This window comes from Roseateles sp. P2_H4, assembly GCF_056403315.1.
Map to the genome: position 1 here is coordinate 1 of NZ_JBFUFR010000045.1, position 18,637 is coordinate 18,637.

The following is an 18,637-nucleotide window of genomic DNA, read 5'->3' on the forward strand; positions in this document are numbered from 1 at the left end:
GGTCCACCCAGGCCGGCAGGCTCTGCAGCCGCTGCAGGAAGTGTTCGTGCTGCTGCAAGGTCTGCAGCGGCTGGGCGGCGTTGCCGCTGGCGTACTCGGCCAGTTGCGAGGGCAGGCTGTCCATCTGCTGCAGCGGCAGCAGGTGGGACGGGAAGCGCAGCAGGGCCAGGCGGTCGCGGGCCTCAAACGCGAGCAGCTCGTGCGTCGTGCGCTCGTCAGCAGACAGCGAGCGGCTGTCGATGCCGGCCAGTTCGCGCAGCGTAGCGGCGTAGAAAGCCTGCTGGCGCTGGCGGTGGGCGGGCGCGATGTCGATCTCCAGCGCCGCCTCGAAGCGCGGGTCGCCGGTGTTCTCCGTGGCCACGACGGGGAAGAGGGCGTAGTAGCCGTCGTAGTAGCGCTCGGCGAGGTCGGCCAGGCGCTGGCTGGGCGTCTGCGCGGCGAGGGGCAGGGCCAGCGCCAGCAGCAGGGCTGCAATGACGGCCCGCCTCATGCGCCCACCTCGGTCAGGCGCGGGTGCAGGCCGCGGGCCGCGCAGAAGGCCTGGTAGGCGGCGATGCGGTCGGCCGTCGTGATGCGGCGCTGCACCGTGCCGTCGGCGCCGACGTAGTCCACGTCGCCACGCACGACGACATGCAGCACCAGCACCTCGTCGCCTACGGCCTGCCAGCTGTCCACATTGCCATCGGGCTCGAAGACATAGTCGCCCGTGCCGATGAGGCGGCCGTCATCCAGCTGGCGCTGGCCCTGCAGATTGAGGCCGTGCACCTCGCCATGGTGGCGGTGCAGTGTGAGCTTGACCCCCGGTGCGAGACGCATCAGCTCGACCCAGCCACCGTCGGGCAAGAACTGCAGCGGCAGCGACCACTTGCCCTCGCCCTCGGGCATCCAGGCGTCCAGGCCGGCGCGCTTCAGGGCCGAGCTCACATGGGGCCGGACTTCGGGCTGCAGGCCATCCAGCGGTGTCGTCAATGTCATGGGGGTCTCCGTTGCCAAGGCCTTAGAGTGCCGGCTTGGATGGCTCCACAAAAGAGCCAAATTGAAGAGAAGACATGGATCCAAGCCTGGAACTCGATCTGCAGCTCGCCGCCCGTGGTTCGCGCCTGGCCAGCCTGCATGCGGCGCTGCGTGAGGCCATCGCCAGCGGCCGCCTCGCGCCGGGGCTGCGCCTGCCATCGTCACGCGAGCTGGCGGCACAAGTGGGCGTGTCGCGCAACACGGCCGTGGCGGCCTATGAGCTGCTGGCGTCCGAAGGCTGGCTGGAGTCGCGCGGCGCGGGCGGCAGCTTTGTCGCCGAGCTGCCGCGGGCGGCCGTGGCCGTGTCGGATCGCGCCAGCGTCGCGCCCTGGGCCGACAGCCGCTGGCTGCGTGGCGAGGGTGGCGGCTGGCCGGCGCTGCTCGTCAGCGGCCCGGCGCCGGCCTGGCACTTCAAGACCGGCATGCCCGAGGTGGCGAGCTTTCCTTTCGAGGTGCTGCGCCGCCTGCAGACGCGCGCGCTGCAGGCCGCCGCGCGCGAGCCCGCGCGCTACCCCGAGGCGCAGGGCCTGCGTGCGCTGCGCGAGGCGATAGCCGGCCATGTGTCGTCGTCCCGCGCGGTCGCCTGCACGGCGGACGACGTCATCATCACGGCCGGCGCGCAGCAGGCCTTCGACCTGATCGCGCGTGTGCTGGTCACGCCGGGCCAGACGGTTGCTGCCGTCGAGAACCCCGGCTACCCGCCATTGCGTGTGGCGCTGCTGGGTGCGGGTGCGCGGCTGGCGCCGGTGCCGCTGGACGGCGAGGGCCTGGTCGTCGATGCATTGCCGGCGGATGCCCGCATCGTCACCGTGACGCCGTCGCACCAGTCCCCGCTGGGCATGGCCATGTCGCTGGCGCGCCGGCGCGACCTGCTGAACTGGGCGGCGGCGCGCCAGGCCGTGATCATCGAAGACGACTACGACGGCGAGTTCCGCTTCACGTCGCGGCCGCTGGATGCGCTGAAGACRCTGGATTGCGACGGCCGCGTGTTCTATGTCGGCACGCTGTCCAAGAGCATGCTGCCGGCGCTGCGCCTGGGCTATGTCGTCGCCCCGGCCTGGGCGCGCGAGGCGCTGGTGGCGGCCAAGCATGCGGCGGGTTTCGGCACGCCGGCGCTGACGCAGGCGGCCGTGGCGGACTTCATCGCCGAAGGACACTTGCTGCGCCATGTGCGCCGCATGCGCGCCGAATACGCCGAGCGGCGGCGCGTGCTGGAGCAGATGCTGAAGCGCCACCTGGGCGATCGCGCCGGGATCTTCCCGGCCATTGCGGGCCTGCACCTGGCCGTGGCGCTGCCCGGCATCGACGCGGATGAGCTGACGCGCCGCGCCTGGGCCGCCGGCGTGGGCGTCGAGCCGCTGAGCCGCTACTGGATGGGCCCAGGCGGCATGCAGGGGCTGGTGCTGGGCTATGGCAGCGTCACCGCGGCACGCATTCCCGAGGCCGTGCGGCGCCTGGCCAAGGTGCTTGGCACCCTTTGAATCGCCGCACTTGGCTCTGTGATCGCGAGAGCGCCCTGCTTAGTCTGAGCGCCTGGCAAATCACGGAGCCCACCATGCCCCATTTCATGTGCCGCACCTGCGGAACGGAGCACGAAGACAGCGTTCAGCCGCCGGCCTTGTGCCGCATCTGCAGCGACGACCGCCAGTACGTCGGCTGGCAGGGCCAGGCCTGGACGACGCATGAGGAGCTGGCCATGACGCATCACAACCGGCTGGAGATGGACGGCGACCTGTTCGGCCTCGGCATCGCGCCGGGCTTCGCCATCCCGCAGCGCGCCCTGCATCTGCCGCAGGCCGGCGTGCTGTGGGAGACCACTGCGCTGGTGACGCCCGAGGCGGTGGCCGCGCTGCAGCAGCGTGGCGGCGTCGACCGCATCGCGATCTCGCACCCGCACTTCTATTCGGCCATGGTGCGCTGGAGCGAGGCGCTGGGCGGTGTGCCCATCTTCGTGCACGAGAACGACAGGGATTGGGTGGCGCGCTGCTCGCGCTGGGTGGAGTTCTGGCGCGGCGACACGCTGGACCTCGGCCGCGGTGCGACGCTGTTGCGCTGCCCCGGCCACTTCCCCGGCAGCACGGTGCTGCACTGGCAGGGGCCGGAGCGTTCCCTGCTGCTGGCGGGAGACTCGCTGCACGTGGCCCAGGACCGGCGCCATGTGAGCTTCATGTACAGCGTGCCCAACCATGTGCCGGCGCGGCCCAGTCTGGTGAGGGAGACGCAGGCGCGATTGCGCGGCGTTCAGTTCGACGATGTCTACGGTTTCACCTGGGGCCTGAACATCATCGGCGCCGGACGCGAAGCGGTGGACGCGTCCTTCGAGCGCTACTTCGACCTGGTCGCGGCGTAGGCGCTGTTCGGCGGCTTTTGCCGCGCTTCTCATGACTCGTGTGCAGTGACGCGGGAATCCGTCCCGCGAGGGCGGGTAACTTTTAGCGAAGCCTTCGGCTTTCTCTGACGCGCCACAGAAAAGTCACCAAAAGAGGAGCGTCAGCGCTTGATCAACCGTTGAGCGCCCGGCCCACAGCCTGGCCGACGGCCGCTGCCACCTCGGCCTGCACGGCGAGGCGGTCGGCGCCGGGGCGGTCGTAGGTGGACGACCAGACGACGTAGCCGTCGTCCACGCGCACCAGGCGGGCGCTGACGCGCAGCGTGTTGTCTGAGCGGCGCACGCTGCCTTCCAGCACATGCTGCACGCGCAGCTCACGGCCGAGCTGGGTCAAGGTCGTCTCCTTGCCCTTGTAGGAGAACACTCGCGACAGGGCCGGGATTTTCCAGCCGGGCCGGTGGCTCAGCGTGTCGATGATCTGCTCGGTCATGCCGTCGGCGAAGGGCTCCTGGTCCATCGCGTCGGTCAAGTCCAGGAAGGGCATCACGGCCACCGAATAGGCGTCGGCCGCGGGGTGTTGCCAGGATTGCAGCGCAGCCGCGGCCGTCACGACCGCCGCCAGGCCGCCGAGGGCGCCAGCGATCTGTCGGCGCGACCAGCGCGGTGAGGCTGGTGCCGGGGGCATGGTGTTCGGGACGTCCACGTCCGGCAGCGGTGTCGCCAGCAGTCGATAACCCTGGCGCGGCACGGTGGCGATGTAGCGCGCCTCCTTGGCGTCGTCACCCAGGGCGCGGCGCAGGCTGGCGATGGCCTGGTAGACCGAATCAGGGCTGACGACGACACCGGCCCAGACCTCGTCCAGCAACTCGTCGATGCTGGCGACCTCGCCCGGGCGGCGCGCCAGGTGCAGCAGCAGCTGGAAGGCGCGGGCGTCCAGGCGCAGCGCCTCGCCGCCCAGCAAGGGCGTCAGCAGTCCGCGCGCGGGGTCGACGCGCCAGTCCAGCAGGCGAAACGGGGCGGCGGTGAGGGTGCGGCTGTCCATGCGGGGCGCATTTTCGGCACGAAATCAGCGCCGTTCAGAAGATTTCAGAGGGCATTCAGGCCAGCCGGGGCGCGGATCACTACAACGAGCGGCTTCATTTCAACCCGAGCAAGGACCCGCGATGCCCTCCCTTCTGACTGCACTGCCCTCCGCACGCAACCCGCTGCTGGCCGCCGCCCTGGCATTCGCCGCCCTGTCCGCCGCTGCCGCGCCGGCGACCTATGCCATCGTCAGCAAGCTCTCGCGCGTGAGCTTCAGCCTGGAGCACCAGGGCTTCATCAGCCTCGTCGGCACGGTGCGGGTGGCGCCGGGCAGCTTTGTCTTCGACGCGGAGGACTGGTCGCGTTCGTCCGTCGCCGTCTCTCTGCCCATCGCCTCCATCGACCTCGGCGACGCGACATGGAACAAGCAGGTGCGCGGCGATTCGGCCTGGGCCAAGCTCTTCAAGGGCGCCGGCAGCATCGACTTTCGCAGCACGCGCCTGGAACGAGGCCAGGGTGCGCTGGGCCGGCTGCATGGCGAGCTGACGCTGGCCGGCGTGACCCGGCCCGTCGTGCTGCAACTGCGCTTCAACAAGCAGGGCCTCAACCAGATCAGCGACAAGATGTCGGTGGGCTTCTCGGCCAGCACGCTCATCAAGCGCTCTGACTTCGGCCTGGGTGCCTATCTCGATCTGGTCGGCGACGAGATGGCGCTGCAGATCCAGATCGAGGGCGTGCAAGGCGAGGACGGCGATGCGCGCAATGCCATCGACGCCTTGGGCGTGGCGAGCAAGCCTTAGGGCCCGAGCCGGTCCGCAAGCATCGCCACACCCTCGGGTATTCCTTTGGGAATCAAGCCGCCGGCCGCGGCACGCCAGCTGCGGCCTGACTACCATCGCGCGACTCAAATCACGCCGGCTCACGGCGGAGGCAGGGAGGCCGCATGGGAACTCGTCTACTGAAGAAGATCGATCTGCTGAAGGGCGTCGACAAGTCCAAGCTCAAGAACCTGAGCCTCCCCGACATGGAGCTCACGGTGTTGATGGAGATCGACAAGGAGCTCGAGGAGCTGATCGACAAGGGCAAGGAGGGCCTGCGCTGGCAGCAGCTGGCCGACGCCGCGGAGGCCCACCTGGCCAAGCCGCGCAAGCTGATCGCCACCGAGCTGCTGGCGCTGAACGCCAAGGTCGCCACCCTGCCCAAGGCCGATGCCGAGGCCATGGTCGAGACGACGGCCAAGATGCTGAAGAAGATCGCCGTCGCCCAGGAGGGCGGTGTCAACGACGCGGTCCAACTCGTCTGGGAGCAGGCCCTGCGCCGCAACAAGAACCTGAGCAAGTTCAAGGTCAAGTGCGTGTCCAAGGCCCTGGTCGGCGCGCTGACGATCAGCGCTTCGCTGGCCAGCATGATCGCCAGCGGCGGCGCCAACCTGGTGGGCGTGATGGTCATCTTCAAGTCGGTGGCCGAGCTGGCCGTGCTCGGTGCAGACATCGCGCAAGGCGTCGAGGAAGCCGGCGCGGAGCTGCTGATGCTGCGCGGCCGCCTGCTGGACACGATCAAGAAGGAAGGGCAGCCCAGCCGCGCCGACGAGGTGCTCTCCGACCTCACGCCGATCTTTCACAAGATCAGCGGCACGGTGAAGACGGTGGACGTCAGCCAGATCAAGCTCGACGCCAAGATCGCGGCGCTGGAGAAGACGGCCGACACCCTGGTCGGCTCGCTCAATGCGGGGCTGGAGAAGCTGTTGAAGATCCAGACGGAAAGCCCGGCGCGCAAGGACTTCATCAAGGAGATGGCCGGCGGCAACCGGGTCCTGCTGCGCGAGATCCAGGAGACGAACAAGAGGCTGGAGCCCTACCGCAAGGTGAGCAACCTGGTGGCCAAGGAAGTGCTGGTCTGGAAGGCCAAGCGCCAGCCCAAGACAGGCAAGGCCATCGCCGCCGCCAGCCTGACCAAGCTCGTCGTCGGCCTGGGCAGCGCGGCCCGCGTCTTCGTCAAGATCGCGGGCGTGCCCATCCCTTGAGCCGGCGGGCGTGCCCACCGGCTGGGTGCGTGGCTCAGGCTGCTGCCTCGACGTGGGCGTGGCGGGTGTACAGGAAGTCGATGACCTCCTTGCGCGCCGCCGCATAGCGCGGGTCCTCGGCCAGCTCGACGCGCAGGCGCGGGCGGGGGATGCCGACTTCCAGGATCTCGCCGATGGTCGCCGCCGGCCCGTTGGTCATCATGACGATGCGGTCGGACAGCAGCACGGCCTCGTCCACGTCGTGCGTGACCATGACCACCGTGCTCTGCGTGCGCGCGACGATCTTCAGCAGTTCGTCCTGCAGCTTGGCGCGGGTCAGGGCGTCCAGCGCGCCGAAGGGCTCGTCCATCAGCAGCACCTTGGGCTCCATGGCCAGGGCCCGGGCGATGCCGACGCGCTGCTTCATGCCGCCCGAGATCTCGTGCGGGCGCTTGTGCAGCGCATGGCTCATGCCCACCAGCTCCAGCGCGGCGCGGGCGCGCACCTTGAGCTGGGCGGTGGTCTCCTTGGCGCCGAAGACGGACTCGACGGCCAGCAGCACGTTGTCCAGGCAGGAGAGCCAGGGCAGCAGCGAGTGGTTCTGGAACACCACCGAACGCTCGGGGCCCGGCGCGGCGATCTCGCGGCCGTCGCAGATCAGCACGCCCGAGGTGGGCTGCAGCAGGCCGGCGATGAGGTTGAGCAGCGTGGACTTGCCGCAGCCGGAGTGGCCGATCAGCGTGATGAACTCGCCGCGCTGCACGTCGAGGTTGACGTCCTGCAAGGCGTGGAAGCGTCCCTTGCGGGTGGCGAAGACCATCTCGGCGGCCTGCACTTGGATGAACGGTTTCATGGCATCAATCCCCTTCGAAGGTGAAGTGCTTGGCGATGGAGATCAGCGCCCATTCGAGCAGCAGCCCGACGGTGCCGATGACGAAGATGGCGATCAGGATGTGGGCGACGTTGAGGTTGTTCCACTCGTCCCAGACCCAGAAGCCGATGCCCACGCCACCGGTCAGCATCTCGGCCGCGACGATGACCAGCCAGGCCGTTCCGACCGACAGGCGCACGCCGGTCAGCACATAGGGCAGCACGGCGGGCAGCAGGATGCGCGTGATGACCTTCCACTCGCTGAGCTTGAGCACTCGGGCGACATTCAGGTAGTCGACCGGCACGCGCTGCACGCCGACGGCGGTGTTCACCACCATCGGCCAGATCGAGCAGATGAAGATGGTCCAGATCGCGGCCGGGTTGGCGCTCTTGAAAGCGAGCAGGCCGATGGGCAGCCAGGCCAGCGGCGAGACCGGCTTGAGCAGCGCGATCAGCGGCGACACCATGCGGTTGGCGAACTCGAAGCGGCCGATGATGAAGCCCAGCGGGATGCCGACCAGGGCGGCGAGGCCGAAGCCCATGCCGACGCGTCCGAGCGAGTTCAGGATGTTCCAGCCTATCCCCTGGTCGTTCGGGCCGTTGCGGTAGAAGGGGTCGGAGAACAGCTTCACGGCGGCGTCGAAGGTGGCGGCCGGTGTCGGGAAGCTGCCGCCCTTCATGGTGGCCAGCCCCCACAGGCCGATGAGCAGCGAGATGCTGATCACCGGTGGCAATACGCGCAGCGCCACGGCGCGCCAGTCGATGGGCGAGCGGGCGGGCTTGGCCTGGGGTGCCGTGGCCTCGTTGGCGGCCACGCTGGGCCGGCTGACGCTCAGGGGAGCACTGGCCGGGGCGGGAGCGACGTTGTCGCCGGGGGAGTGGAAGACTGCGGAGACCATGATTTACGCCTTGATCTTGAAGCTGTCGGCGTACTTCGCCGGGTCTTTGCCATCCCAGACAACGCCGTCCATCAGCTTGCTGGTGCGGAGGTCAGTCTTGGGCACGCTGATGCCCATGGCGCTGGCCACTTGCTTGTAGAGCGCCGTCTGGTTGACCTGCTTGGCCACCGCCAGGTAGTCGGGGTGGGCCTTGAGCAGGCCCCAGCGCTTGTGCTGGGTCAGGAACCACATGCCGTCGGACAGATAGGGGTAGTTCACCGCACCGTCGTTGAAGAACTTCATGTGGTTGGGGTCGTCCCAGGTCTTGCCCAGGCCGTTCTGGTAGCGGCCCAGGATGCGCTGGTTGATCGCATCGACGCCGGTGTTGATATAGGCCTTCTGCGCCACCGTCTCGGCCATCTTCAGCTTGTTGGACAGGCTAGCGTCGATCCAGCGGCCGGCCTCCAGCACGGCCATCATGACGGCGCGGGTGGTGTTGGGGTACTTCTTGACGAAGTCGGCGCTCGTGCCGAGGACTTTCTCGGGGTGGTCCTTCCAGAGGTCCTGCGTGGTGTTGGCCGTGATACCGATGCCGTCCATGATGGCGCGGTGGTTCCAGGGCTCGCCGACGCAGAAGCCGTCCATGTTGCCGACGCGCATATTGGCCACCATCTGCGGCGGCGGCACGGTGATGAGCTTGGCGCCCGACATCGGGTTGATGCCTGCGGCGGCCAGCCAGTAGTGCATCCACATCGCGTGGGTGCCAGTCGGGAAGGTGCCCGCGAAGGTGTATTCGCGCGGGTTGGCCGCCATCACCTTGGCCAGGGATGGGCCGTCGACCGCGCCCTTGTCCGCCAGGGCCTTGGACAGCGTGAAGGCCTGGCCGTTGTGGTTCAGGTTCATCAGCACGGCCATGTCCTTCTTGGGGCCGCTGGTGCCCAGGTGCACGCCGTAGACCAGGCCGTAGAGCACATGGGCCATGTCGAGCTCGCCGTTGACGAGCTTGTCGCGCACGCCGGCCCAGGAAGCCTCCTTGGTCGGGACGATCTTGACGCCGTACTTCTTGTCGAAGCCCAGTTCGGCCGCCATCACGACCGATGCGCAGTCGGTCAGCGGGATGAAACCGATGCGCACCTCCTCCTTCTCGGGCTTGTCCGACCCTTGGGCCCAGGCGCCGCCGGCCAGGCCGGTGAGAGGCAGGGCAGCGGCGGCGGCAAGCAGGCTGCGGCGCTGCGGGTGGTGCGTGGCGTTCGAGTTGTCGCTGGCGGTCATCACGGGCTCCTGTTCATGCAAGGCGCAACGCCGTGCGACCACGCATCGCCCGCACCACAGTCAGCAGTGCAGGCGACAAAAGGAGAGGTCGGACGCCGTTGTCCCGAAGTGCCGGCCGATTCATCAGCCGGCCGGCCCGAGAGGCCTGCGCCATTGCAGGCCTCGCTTCGGTTAACGCAGGTTGCGTGCCAGCTCGGTGCCGGCACCGTCAGGCCGCGATTGCACGCGCTTGGCGCATGGCTGTCGCTGCGGCGGGCGGTTTGCGCCGTGCCGGTGCGTGGGGGCTGAACGCGAGTTGGTGCGCCGCGCCCTCAGCGTGTGCGCAGCAGCTGGTCTGCATCAATCAGGCGCATGGCGACGGCCGCCAGCGTCTGCTTGCCGTCCATGGCGAGCTGGCGCAGGCGCTGGAAGGCGGCTTCCTCGTCCAGGCCCTGCTCGCGCATCAGGATGCCGCGCGCGCGCTCGACGAGCTTGCGCTCGGCCAGCTGGGTCTGGGTCTGGCGCAGGTCGCGCTGCAGGGTCTGGTCGTGCTCGAAGCGGGCCAGGGCCAGCTGCAGCAGGGCGCCCAGGCGTTGCGGCGGCAGGCCGGCAAGCTGCAGCGTGCTGATGCCGGCGTGCAGGGCGGCGCGCATCTGCTCGGCCGTCATCTGCTCGGCGAACAGCAGCACCGGGCGGGGCTGGCGCTGCAGGGATGCGCCCAGCTGGGCCAGCAACTCGGGCGTGGGTTGCTCGCAGTCGATCAGCAGCAGTTCGGGCGCCAGGCGCTCCAGCGCCGTGGGCAGGGCGTCGGGCTGGGCGACGAGGTCGATGACGTCGACCAGCTGGCAGCGCAACCGGATCAGCTCCAGGCGGATCACGGGGCTGCGGCGCTGGCCGGCGTCGGCCAGCAGCACGCGCAGGCCAGGGAGGGAGAGCGGCTGGGGGGTGTTCATGCCCCAAGCCAGTGCAAATAGCGTGCCGCTCGGTGTTTTCTAGGGCCTCAGCGGCAGGAAGAGCTCCACGACGCCGCGCCGGCCCGGCGCCGATTCGCTGGCGTAGCGGGCATAGGGTGGCAGCTGCGGGTGGGGCTGGTGCTGTTCGACGCGCAGGCGCTGCATGGCCTGATACCAGGCCAGTTCGAGGGCCTCGGGCGGGCCGTCGAAGCGCAGCACATAGGCGGTGTGCGCCGCGTGCTCGTGCTGCTTCAGGTCCGGGGGCGGCGCCGCGCCTGCGGGCAGTTCGACGCCGACGCGGCAGTCGACGATGCGCAGCTTGAGCTGGGTCTTCAGATAGTGCACGACGGCCGGGCCCTCGGCGGCCAGGCCGGCGGCAGCCATCTGCGCGCGCACGGCCGCGATGGTCGGCGGCAACTCGATGGCCAGCTTGTCCAGCGCGCCGCGGTGGGCGAGCTGCGCGAAGCGGCGGGCGGGCTGTTCGTGCACGCCCGCGTAGCTGAGCTCGTAGGCGGGCGGCCCGCCTTCCAGCGCCGCGGCGAGGCGGTCCAGGCCGAAGCGCAGGTCCAGCCGGGTCGCGCCCTGCACGGTGGCGGCGAAGGCCCGCAGCGTGAAGGCGACGCGCCCCTTGAAGCGCCAGGTGACGCGGGTGCCACCCGGCGCGGGCTCGAAGCGCCAGTCCGAGCGGCCGCGATAGGCGAAGGGCAGGGCGAACTCCAGGCGCTGGCGCAGCGCGCGCGACGGCGTCTGCCCCGTCTGGCGCACGCTGCCGCGCCCGACCTGGGGCACGTCCCAGGCCAGCGCAATGCCGTCGGCCTCGGCCTGGGCGCCGCGTGCATGCTCCAGCCAGGGGTTCCAGGCCTGCCACTGGGCCAGGTCGGCGACGCGCTGGTAGACGTCTTCAGGCGACGCGGCAATGAGGCGGCTCTCTTCGACCCGCACCCGGCCGCTGTAGCGGCCCATGTAGACGAGCAGGGCGACGACCGCGAAGGCCAGGGCGAAGAAGAGCGGGCTCATGTGCGGCTCCCGTTAGAGCATTCCCATCATTTGTGGGACGACCAATGTCAGCCACGGCCAGTAGGTCACGATGACGAGGAAGACGATCATCGTCAGCAGCCAGGGCATGACGGCCTTGGTCAGCTCCGTGATGCCGAGCTTGCTGATGCCCGAGGCCACGTAGAGGTTGAGCCCCACCGGCGGGTGGCACAGGCCCACTTCCATGTTGACGTCGATCAGGATGCCGAAGTGCACCGGGTTGACGCCCAACTGCATGGCGGCCGGGAAGAAGATGGGCGCCATGATCAGGATGATGGACGAGGGATCCATGAAGTTGCCGGCGCCCAGCAGCACCAGGTTGACGACGAACAGGAAGCCGTTCTGGCCCAGGTTCATCGACAGCAGCCAGTCGGCCAGCTGGTGGGGCAGGTTCTCGTTGGTCAGCACGAAGGAGAACAGCACCGCGTTCGTGATGATGTAGAGCAGCATCGCGGACATGTTGGCCGAGTCCTTCAGCACCTTGGGCACGTCACGCAGCTTCAGGTCCTTGTAGACGAAGATGGCCACGAAGAAGGAGTAGACCGCCGCCATCGCCGCCGCTTCGGTCGCCGTGAAGGCGCCCGAGTAGATGCCGCCGACGATGATGACGACGAGCAGCAGGCCCCAGAAGCTCTTGCGGAAAGCCGCGAAGCGCCCGCGCCAACCGATGCGCGTCAGACGCGGGTAGTTGTTCTTGCGGGCGATGTACCAGGTCACCGCGGCCAGCATCAGGGCCAGCGTGATGCCGGGCAGCAGGCCGGCGACGAACAGCGCGCCGATCGACGTGTTGGTCGAGATGGCGTAGATGACCTTCGGGATCGACGGCAGCATCAGGATGCCGAGCGAGCCGGCCGTGATGATGACGCCGGCGCCGAAGCGCATCGGGTAGCCGTGGGCCACCATGGCGGGCAGCACGATGGAGCCGATGGCGACGACGGTGGCGACCGAGGAGCCGCACACCAGCGCGAACATCGAGCAGGCCAGGATGGACGCCAGCGCCAGGCCGCCGTGGAAGTGGCCCACCATGGACGTGGCGAAATTGATCATGCGCCGCGCGACGCCACCGTGGGTCAGGAAGTTGCCCGCCAGGATGAAGAAGGGCACGGCCATGATTTCCCACTTCTCGATGCCCGTGAACAGCTTGAGGGCGACCGATTCGATGGGGACCTGGGTCATCGTGACGATGAAGGTCATCACGGTGAGGCCCAGCGAGATGCTGATCGGCATGCCGGTCAGCATCAGCGCCAGCAGCAGGCTGAAGATGATGAGTGCATTCATTTGCGGGCCTCCACTTCCAGCGGGGTCTGTTCGTCCACGCCCTCGACGTGGGATTCATCGTGCTTGGGCAGCTCGCCGGTCTTCCAGAAACCCCAGCAGACCTGCAGGAAGCGGTAGCACATCAGCGCCGAGCCCAGCGGGATGGCGGAGTAGACGATCCAGGTCGGCCATTCCAGGTCGGGCGTCGTCGGGCCCTCGTAGACGTCCTCGCGCGGCTGGCCGATGAGGTCCAGGAAGGCGTGGTGGGCGCCGTTGTCCCAGACGAAGGTGCCGCCCATCACGGCGACGGCGCCGGTGAAGAAGGCGCCGGCCAGCAGGCCAAAGATGACGAAGCGGCCGCGGTTGGCGGGCGACATGCGGTTGATGACGACGTCCACGCCGACGTGGATGCCCGTGCGCACGCCATAGGCCGCGCCGAACTTGCACATCCACACGAACAGGATGATGCAGAGCTCCTGGGCCCAGCTCATGTGGATCTTGAGGGCGATGTCCTGCACATAGGGCACGGTCGCCAGATAGCGGTGGACGACGGCGACAAAGATCACCAGCGTCGCCGCGGCCATCAGGAAGGAGATCAGCCACTCCTCCAGATGGTTCAGCGCTTTGTTCAACATAGGGTTCTCCGGTCAACGGAAACGGCTGCGCCTGCCGAGGGCCGCGGCGGCCCTGGCATGGCGAGAGTCAGTGAGGGGAATTACTTGGGAGCGACGAAGGCGGCGGCCTTGTAGGCGGCTTCGATGGTGGCCTTGCCGACGCGCGATTCCATTTCCTTGTGGACGGGCATCAGCGCCTTCTTCCACTCATTGGTCTCGGCCGGCGTCGGCGTGTAGATGTTGACGCGGCCGCTGGCCTTGATGCCTTCCAGCGCGCGACCGTTCTCGGTGCTGGCGATGGCGTTGGCATAGGTGGTCGCTTCCTTGATGGCCGCTTCCAGCTGCGTGCGGATGTCGGCGGGCAGGCCGTCCCAGAACTTCTTGTTGACGATGACCGCATAGGCCAGGTGGCCGTGGTTGGACATGGTCATGTGCTTCTGCACTTCGAAGATCTTCTGCGTGTAGAAGTTGCTCGGCACGCCTTCGGTGCCGTCCACGACGCCGGTCTGCAGGGCCTGGTAGAGCTCGCTGAAGGCCATCACCTGCGGGATGGCGCCGAGGGCGCGCATCTGGGCGTCCAGCACCTTGCTGGACTGGATGCGCATCTTCATGCCCTTGAAGTCCGCCACGTTGTGCAGCGGCTTGTTGGCGCTCATGATGTGGAAGCCGTTGTCCCAGTAGGCCAGGCCCTTGATGCCCTTGGGTTCCAGCTTCTTGAACAGGTCGGCGCCGAGCTGCCCGTCGGTGACGGCGCGGAAGGAATCGGTGTCCTTGAACAGATAGGGCAGGTCGAAGACCTCGAACTCCTTGACGCCCAGCGGGCCGAACTTGGCCAGCGACGGGGCCAGCATCTGGACGGAGCCCAGCTGCAGGGCCTCCATCTCTTCCTTGTCCTTGTAGAGCTGGCTGTTGGGATAGAGCTCGATCTTGACCTTGCCTCCGGTCTTCTGCTCGGCCAGTTCCTTGAAGCGCTGGGCGCCCTTGCCCTTGGGGGTGTCGGGCGCGACGACGTGGCTGAACTTGATGACGATGGGGGCCTGGGCGAAGGCTGTGAAAGGCAGGGCCAGCGCGGTGGCCAGCACGAGGCGACGCAGGATCATGGTGTGTCTCCAGATGGAATATTGGGTATGGGGGTCATTCTTGCGAGCCGCACCGCCGGCGCAAAGTTGTGGAGTTCCACATTTCGCGCGGCCTCCACCCTTCTTAGACTGCGGGCATGACTTTGCGCGACCTCCTGCACCGCAGCCTGTGGCTGGCCCCGCTGGCCCTGTCGCTGGTCTTCGTGCTGGGCGTGCTGGCCTGGGTGCGTGCCAACGAGGCCGAGGAGCAGGAGCAGCAGCGCCAGACGCTGATCTCCGACGCGCTGAGCACCGAGGCCCAGCTGCGCGACCGCATCGCCGACGAGCAGGGCCATCTGCGCCAGCTCGCCCAAGGCCTGGTCGGCCAGGCACCGAGCGAGGCGGTGCTGGATGGCCAGGCCGAGGTCAACGCGGGCCTGCGGCGGCTGTGGCAGTCGGTGACCTGGCTGGACGCGCGCAACCGCGTGATGGCCGAGGTCTCGGGCCGCGGCGACATCGGGCGGCTGGAGGATGGCCTGTCCCTGCACCTGACGGCGCCGGTGGGCGCCGAGGGGACGCTGGTGGTGCGCTACCCGCCGGCCCTGCTGCTCAAGCGCGGCGTGCCCTGGTGGCTGGCGCGCAAATACGACGTGCAACTGGTGGACAGTGCCGACCAGGTCATCGCCTCCAGCACCGAGTCGCCGCTGCGCGCGGCCCAGGCGCAGCGGCCGAGCTATCGCGTCGCGCTGACCGGCCCGCTGCGCGCCAGCCCGCTGACGCAGGCGACGCTGACCGACGCCGCGCTGGAGCTGACGGTGCGTGATCCCGTCGTCAATGGCGTGCGGCCGCTGGCCTGGGTGCTGGTGGCCGGCTTCCTGCCCCTGATCGCCGTCGCGAGCTGGCTGCTGCGCCGCCAGATGCGCCAGGTGCAGCGCGCCGAAGTGGCCGGCCGCACCGAGGCCGCCTGGCGCCGCGCGATGGAGGACTCGGCCCTGGTCGCCCTGCGCGCGCGCGACTTCGACGGCCGCCTGCTCTATGTGAACCGCACCTTCTGCGACATGGTGGGCCTGCCGGCCGAAGCGCTCGTCGGCTTGCTGCCGCCCATGCCCTACTGGCCGCCGGATGCGCATGAGGAAATCAGCGAGCGCAACCGCCGCAACCTCGCCGGCCATGCGCCGCGCGAGGGCTATGAGGCGCATTGGCGGCACAGCGCCGGGCGCATGGTCGACGTGATGGTGTTCGAGTCGCCGCTGGTGGACGCCGGTGGCCGCCAGATCGGCTGGATGGGCAGCATCATCGACATCACCGAACGCAAGCGCCTCGAGGATCGCGAGCGCCGCCAGGTCGAGACGCTGGCCCACAACGCGCGCCTGACGATGCTGGGCGAGATCGCCTCCACGCTGGCTCACGAGCTCAACCAGCCGCTGACGGCCATCGCCAGCTATGGCGCCGGCATCACCAACTCGCTGGCCAAGCTCGGCGTGCAGGACGAACTCGTGCTGGGCGCCCTGCAGCGCCTGGGCCAGCAGGCCACGCATGCCGGCCGCATCGTCGCGCGCATCCGCGAGTTCCTGACCCGCCGCGAGCCGCGCCACGAGCACTGCGACCTGCACGAGGTCATCACCGCCGCCATCGAACTGCTCAAGCGCGACTGCCAGCGCCGCGGTGTGGCGCTGGATGTGACCCTCGCGCCGGGCGTGCCCGCCGTGCTGGCCGACGCCGTCCTCATCGAGCAGGTCGTCATCAACCTCGTGCGCAATGCGGCCGACGCGCTGCAGGCCCGCGAGAGCGGCCGGCGCATCGCCGTCAGCAGCCGCGTGGCTGGCGACTTCGTGCGCGTCGACGTGCAGGACAACGGCCCCGGCCTCGCGGGCCGCCGTGTCGAGCAGCTGTGCGCGGCCTTCTATTCCACCAAGGCCGACGGCATGGGCATGGGCCTGGCCATCTGCCGTTCCATCATCGAGGCCCATCAGGGCGTGCTCGATGCGAACGAGGCAGCGGCTGGGGGTGCCCTCTTTTCGTTCAGCTTGCCTTTGAGCAGGGAGACGGTGAATGGCTGAAGCCGCGGTCCACCTCGTCGACGACGACCCCGGCGTGCGCGATGCGCTCGCCTTCCTGCTGCGCTCGCGCGGCCTCAATGTGCGGGCCTTCGACAGCGGTCCGGCGCTGCTGGAGATGCTGGACCGCGAAGGGACGCCGCGGGGTGTCTTCCTGCTCGACGTGCGCATGGAGCCCATGGGCGGCACGCGGCTGCACGACGAGCTGCTGGCGCGCCGGCTGAGGAATCCGGTGCTGTTCCTGACCGGCCATGGCGACATCCCCATGGTCGTCGAGGCGCTGAAGAAAGGTGCCTTCGACTTCCTCGAGAAGCCTTACAGCGACAACGCGCTGGCCGACCGCCTCGAACAGGCGCTGGCCGTGGACGCGGCCATGCAGGCCGAGGGCGCCCAGGCGGCCGAGCGCAGCGCACGGCTGGCCAGCCTGACGGAGCGCGAGCGCGAAGTCATGACGCGGGTGGCGGCCGGCAAGCTCAACAAGGTCATCGCCGACGAGCTGAACGTGTCGGTGCGCACGGTGGAGGTGCACCGGGCCAGGGTTTTCGCGAAGCTGGGAGTGAGGTCGGCGGCGGAAGTGGCCACCCTGATTGCGGGGCGCTGAAACCGGCGGCCTTCGCCGACACTCCCCCCAAAGCAAGGCCGCAAAGGCCAGGAGGGGTGAAATGGCCATCGATTTCGCGCTGTTGAAACAGTGTTCGGCCCGCCGGCACACGCCGGAGGTGAGACTGCGATCCATGGTCAGGCATTGGGGCATCGCCGAGTTCGCCATCGCCCAGTTCCGCGAGAAATTCCCCCATGCCGACGAAGAGACCCTGACTGCCAAGTGCACGGTCGAGATCGCCGTCAAAGGGCCGGACGGCATTGCCATACAGACGCAGGTCACGGTCGGCCAGCTGCTGGAAATGATCGCGCCGCTCAGCGAGCTGGACGGCGAATGCAAGGGCTGCCCGGCCAATGTGTCCGGCCGCTCCTTCGGCTGCATCGGCAAGGTGAACTACCCCATCCGCAAGGAGGCCGAGGACTGGCTGCTGGCGCGCCTGCCCGAGGACGCCAAGGACGCCAACCTGGCGCTGCTCCTCAAATACCTCGCCGATCTGGCCCTCGATGGCGCGCCGGTCGAGGCGCAGCGGGCGAACTCGCGGATGTTCGAGCGCAAGGAAGCCGCCGTGCGGAAATGGGGCAGCTGGTTTGGCAGCAAGGCGCAGCTGAGCTCGAGTCAGCTGCTGCACATGCTGGCCTTTGGCGGCCCCATAGTGCCCGAACAGGCCGAGCTCTACAGCAGGCTGCTGGGCCTGGCCAAGTTGGGCTCGGAGCCCGGCTCGGCATCCAACGCGGTGGAGCAGTTCAAGATCTTCCTGCGGGCGGTCAATCTGGCCGGCCGCCTGAATGTGCAGCTGATCGTCGAAGCCTGAGCCGCTGCGTGCACGAGTTCACGGATGGACGGCCGCAACCCTTGTCCACGGGTGACGGCGCGCTTTACATCGGTCGGCGACGCATCGCCCCGATGGGGGAGAAAAGTGAAGCGTGACAATGGGATGGACTTGTGGCCCGAATAGTGCTTACGGCAATGCCTGTCACCGTTCAACCTGAGCATCACCCAATGAACTTCTTCTCCAAATCCGTCGCCGCCCTCAGCCTGCTGGCCGCTGGCCTGTCCGCCCAAGCCGGCGTCATCGACCTCTACGGCCTGGCTGGCAACTTCAACCAGTCCGCGTTCGGCTCGACCGGCTCGCAGTACTACGCCCAGTCGATCACGGCCGACGGCACTGTTTTCGACAGCCTGCGCTTCACGGTCAACGACGCCGAAGGCGGCAGCTTCAAGCTGCGCATCACGACCGGCGTGGCTGCCGGCCTGCCCGGTACCGGTGAGCGTCCCGACGCTGTCAATGAGCTCTTCTCGCAGACCTTGAACCACGCAGGTGGCGGCGCCATCAACTTCGACGTGAACCTGAACCTGGCCGTCGCCGATGGCGATGTGCTGTTCTTCGTCCTCGACGCCGTCGGCCAAACCCTGAGCGGCGCGACCGTGCTGGCCACGCAGTTCGGCGGTGTCGACAAGTACACCGGCGGTGAATTCATCTTCGGCAACACCAACTCTCCGCTGGGTTCGGTCGGCTGGTCGTCGCGTCAGCCCAACGGCGAAGACCTGGTCTTCCGCGCCGCCTTCAGCGACAACGTCGTGCCCGAGCCGGGCTCGCTGGCCCTGGTCGCCGCCTCGCTGCTGGGTGTTTGCGCAGCCGCCCGCCGCCGCCGCGCCTGATCCTTCCGGCTTTCCGGTTCAAGAAGCCCGCGCGGT

19 protein-coding genes are annotated in these 18,637 nt (G+C 68.5%); 8 read left to right on the top strand and 11 right to left on the bottom strand.

Translation table 11 applies throughout. The annotated features are described in order from the left end of the window. Positions 1-490 (bottom strand): DUF885 family protein (locus AC1DW3_RS25640; protein ID WP_477936202.1); only part of this gene is annotated, 490 nt, incomplete at its 3' end. Then, positions 487-975, bottom strand: coding sequence for a cupin domain-containing protein (locus tag AC1DW3_RS25645; protein ID WP_477936204.1), 489 nt, complete (start codon positions 973-975; stop codon positions 487-489). The genes AC1DW3_RS25645 and AC1DW3_RS25640, both read right to left, overlap by 4 nt. A 74-nt stretch (positions 976-1,049) precedes the next feature. Here AC1DW3_RS25645 and pdxR point away from each other — a divergent pair, with 74 nt between their 5' ends. Continuing rightward, positions 1,050-2,495 (top strand): MocR-like pyridoxine biosynthesis transcription factor PdxR, encoded by a 1,446-nt coding sequence (pdxR, locus tag AC1DW3_RS25650; RefSeq protein WP_477936206.1) that lies wholly within the window; start codon positions 1,050-1,052, stop codon positions 2,493-2,495. A gap of 74 nt (positions 2,496-2,569) precedes the next feature. Further along, entirely contained in the window at positions 2,570-3,364 is a 795-nt protein-coding gene (locus AC1DW3_RS25655) for an MBL fold metallo-hydrolase (RefSeq protein WP_477936208.1), read from the top strand. A gap of 151 nt (positions 3,365-3,515) precedes the next feature. On the opposite strand, the gene AC1DW3_RS25660 is transcribed toward AC1DW3_RS25655, so the two are convergent. After that, positions 3,516-4,385, bottom strand: a complete 870-nt coding sequence (locus AC1DW3_RS25660) for a FlgO family outer membrane protein (protein ID WP_477936210.1) — start codon at positions 4,383-4,385, stop codon at positions 3,516-3,518. Positions 4,386-4,506: 121 nt separating this feature from the next. On the opposite strand from AC1DW3_RS25660, the gene AC1DW3_RS25665 reads away from it, so the two are divergent. Both AC1DW3_RS25665 and AC1DW3_RS25670 read left to right on the top strand, forming a co-directional pair. Beyond that, entirely contained in the window at positions 4,507-5,166 is a 660-nt protein-coding gene (locus AC1DW3_RS25665; RefSeq protein ID WP_477936212.1) for a YceI family protein, read from the top strand. Between the two features lie 143 nt (positions 5,167-5,309). After that, positions 5,310-6,389, top strand: a complete 1,080-nt coding sequence (locus AC1DW3_RS25670) for a hypothetical protein (RefSeq protein WP_477936214.1) — start codon at positions 5,310-5,312, stop codon at positions 6,387-6,389. Positions 6,390-6,423: 34 nt separating this feature from the next. Here AC1DW3_RS25670 and AC1DW3_RS25675 read toward each other — a convergent pair whose 3' ends face one another. The 8 genes from AC1DW3_RS25675 to AC1DW3_RS25710 form a co-directional block, all read right to left on the bottom strand. Then, on the bottom strand, positions 6,424-7,221 hold the full coding sequence (locus tag AC1DW3_RS25675; RefSeq protein ID WP_477936216.1) for an ABC transporter ATP-binding protein: 798 nt from the start codon (positions 7,219-7,221) through the stop codon (positions 6,424-6,426). A gap of 4 nt (positions 7,222-7,225) precedes the next feature. Beyond that, positions 7,226-8,137 (bottom strand): nitrate ABC transporter permease, encoded by a 912-nt coding sequence (gene ntrB / locus AC1DW3_RS25680; protein WP_477936218.1) that lies wholly within the window; start codon positions 8,135-8,137, stop codon positions 7,226-7,228. A gap of 3 nt (positions 8,138-8,140) precedes the next feature. Beyond that, on the bottom strand, positions 8,141-9,388 hold the full coding sequence (locus AC1DW3_RS25685) for a CmpA/NrtA family ABC transporter substrate-binding protein (RefSeq protein ID WP_477936220.1): 1,248 nt from the start codon (positions 9,386-9,388) through the stop codon (positions 8,141-8,143). A 311-nt stretch (positions 9,389-9,699) separates the two neighbouring features. Next, complete coding sequence (locus AC1DW3_RS25690) at positions 9,700-10,320, bottom strand: ANTAR domain-containing response regulator (RefSeq protein ID WP_477936222.1); 621 nt, start codon at positions 10,318-10,320, stop codon at positions 9,700-9,702. 39 nt (positions 10,321-10,359) lie between these two features. Continuing rightward, a complete protein-coding gene (locus AC1DW3_RS25695) occupies positions 10,360-11,337 on the bottom strand; it encodes an SRPBCC family protein (RefSeq protein ID WP_477936224.1) in 978 nt (325 codons plus the stop codon). A 12-nt stretch (positions 11,338-11,349) separates the two neighbouring features. Then, entirely contained in the window at positions 11,350-12,633 is a 1,284-nt protein-coding gene (locus tag AC1DW3_RS25700; RefSeq protein WP_477936226.1) for a TRAP transporter large permease, read from the bottom strand. Beyond that, positions 12,630-13,247: a TRAP transporter small permease gene (locus AC1DW3_RS25705; protein WP_477936228.1), complete on the bottom strand. Its 618-nt coding sequence runs from the start codon at positions 13,245-13,247 to the stop codon at positions 12,630-12,632. Before AC1DW3_RS25705 ends, AC1DW3_RS25700 begins: the two co-directional genes overlap by 4 nt. A gap of 80 nt (positions 13,248-13,327) precedes the next feature. After that, positions 13,328-14,326 (bottom strand): TRAP transporter substrate-binding protein, encoded by a 999-nt coding sequence (locus AC1DW3_RS25710; protein ID WP_477936230.1) that lies wholly within the window; start codon positions 14,324-14,326, stop codon positions 13,328-13,330. Between the two features lie 116 nt (positions 14,327-14,442). Between AC1DW3_RS25710 and AC1DW3_RS25715 the strand changes: the two genes are divergently transcribed. The 4 genes from AC1DW3_RS25715 (at position 14,443) to AC1DW3_RS25730 (ending at position 18,601) form a co-directional block, all read left to right on the top strand. Then, positions 14,443-16,344, top strand: a complete 1,902-nt coding sequence (locus AC1DW3_RS25715) for a sensor histidine kinase (protein WP_477936232.1) — start codon at positions 14,443-14,445, stop codon at positions 16,342-16,344. Beyond that, entirely contained in the window at positions 16,337-16,942 is a 606-nt protein-coding gene (locus AC1DW3_RS25720) for a response regulator transcription factor (protein WP_477936234.1), read from the top strand. The genes AC1DW3_RS25715 and AC1DW3_RS25720 overlap by 8 nt, the downstream gene beginning before the upstream one ends. Before the next feature lie 61 nt (positions 16,943-17,003). Beyond that, entirely contained in the window at positions 17,004-17,753 is a 750-nt protein-coding gene (locus AC1DW3_RS25725) for a hypothetical protein (protein WP_477936236.1), read from the top strand. A gap of 188 nt (positions 17,754-17,941) precedes the next feature. Then, positions 17,942-18,601, top strand: a complete 660-nt coding sequence (locus AC1DW3_RS25730; protein ID WP_477936238.1) for a PEP-CTERM sorting domain-containing protein — start codon at positions 17,942-17,944, stop codon at positions 18,599-18,601. The last annotated feature ends 36 nt before the right edge of the window (positions 18,602-18,637 follow it).

Bases quoted from the DNA above. Each gene is read 5' to 3' on its own strand.
- AC1DW3_RS25645 (WP_477936204.1), bottom strand. From the start codon at position 975: ATGACATTGACGACACCGCTGGATGGCCTGCAGCCCGAAGTCCGGCCC.
- AC1DW3_RS25705 (WP_477936228.1), bottom strand. From the start codon at position 13,247: ATGTTGAACAAAGCGCTGAACCATCTGGAGGAGTGGCTGATCTCCTTC.
- AC1DW3_RS25710 (WP_477936230.1), bottom strand. From the start codon at position 14,326: ATGATCCTGCGTCGCCTCGTGCTGGCCACCGCGCTGGCCCTGCCTTTC.
- AC1DW3_RS25715 (WP_477936232.1), top strand. From the start codon at position 14,443: ATGACTTTGCGCGACCTCCTGCACCGCAGCCTGTGGCTGGCCCCGCTG.
- AC1DW3_RS25695 (WP_477936224.1), bottom strand. From the start codon at position 11,337: ATGAGCCCGCTCTTCTTCGCCCTGGCCTTCGCGGTCGTCGCCCTGCTC.
- AC1DW3_RS25670 (WP_477936214.1), top strand. From the start codon at position 5,310: ATGGGAACTCGTCTACTGAAGAAGATCGATCTGCTGAAGGGCGTCGAC.
- AC1DW3_RS25660 (WP_477936210.1), bottom strand. From the start codon at position 4,385: ATGGACAGCCGCACCCTCACCGCCGCCCCGTTTCGCCTGCTGGACTGG.
- AC1DW3_RS25700 (WP_477936226.1), bottom strand. From the start codon at position 12,633: ATGAATGCACTCATCATCTTCAGCCTGCTGCTGGCGCTGATGCTGACC.
- AC1DW3_RS25685 (WP_477936220.1), bottom strand. From the start codon at position 9,388: ATGACCGCCAGCGACAACTCGAACGCCACGCACCACCCGCAGCGCCGC.
- AC1DW3_RS25675 (WP_477936216.1), bottom strand. From the start codon at position 7,221: ATGAAACCGTTCATCCAAGTGCAGGCCGCCGAGATGGTCTTCGCCACC.
- AC1DW3_RS25665 (WP_477936212.1), top strand. From the start codon at position 4,507: ATGCCCTCCCTTCTGACTGCACTGCCCTCCGCACGCAACCCGCTGCTG.
- AC1DW3_RS25730 (WP_477936238.1), top strand. From the start codon at position 17,942: ATGAACTTCTTCTCCAAATCCGTCGCCGCCCTCAGCCTGCTGGCCGCT.
- AC1DW3_RS25690 (WP_477936222.1), bottom strand. From the start codon at position 10,320: ATGAACACCCCCCAGCCGCTCTCCCTCCCTGGCCTGCGCGTGCTGCTG.
- AC1DW3_RS25655 (WP_477936208.1), top strand. From the start codon at position 2,570: ATGCCCCATTTCATGTGCCGCACCTGCGGAACGGAGCACGAAGACAGC.
- ntrB (WP_477936218.1), bottom strand. From the start codon at position 8,137: ATGGTCTCCGCAGTCTTCCACTCCCCCGGCGACAACGTCGCTCCCGCC.
- AC1DW3_RS25725 (WP_477936236.1), top strand. From the start codon at position 17,004: ATGGCCATCGATTTCGCGCTGTTGAAACAGTGTTCGGCCCGCCGGCAC.
- AC1DW3_RS25720 (WP_477936234.1), top strand. From the start codon at position 16,337: ATGGCTGAAGCCGCGGTCCACCTCGTCGACGACGACCCCGGCGTGCGC.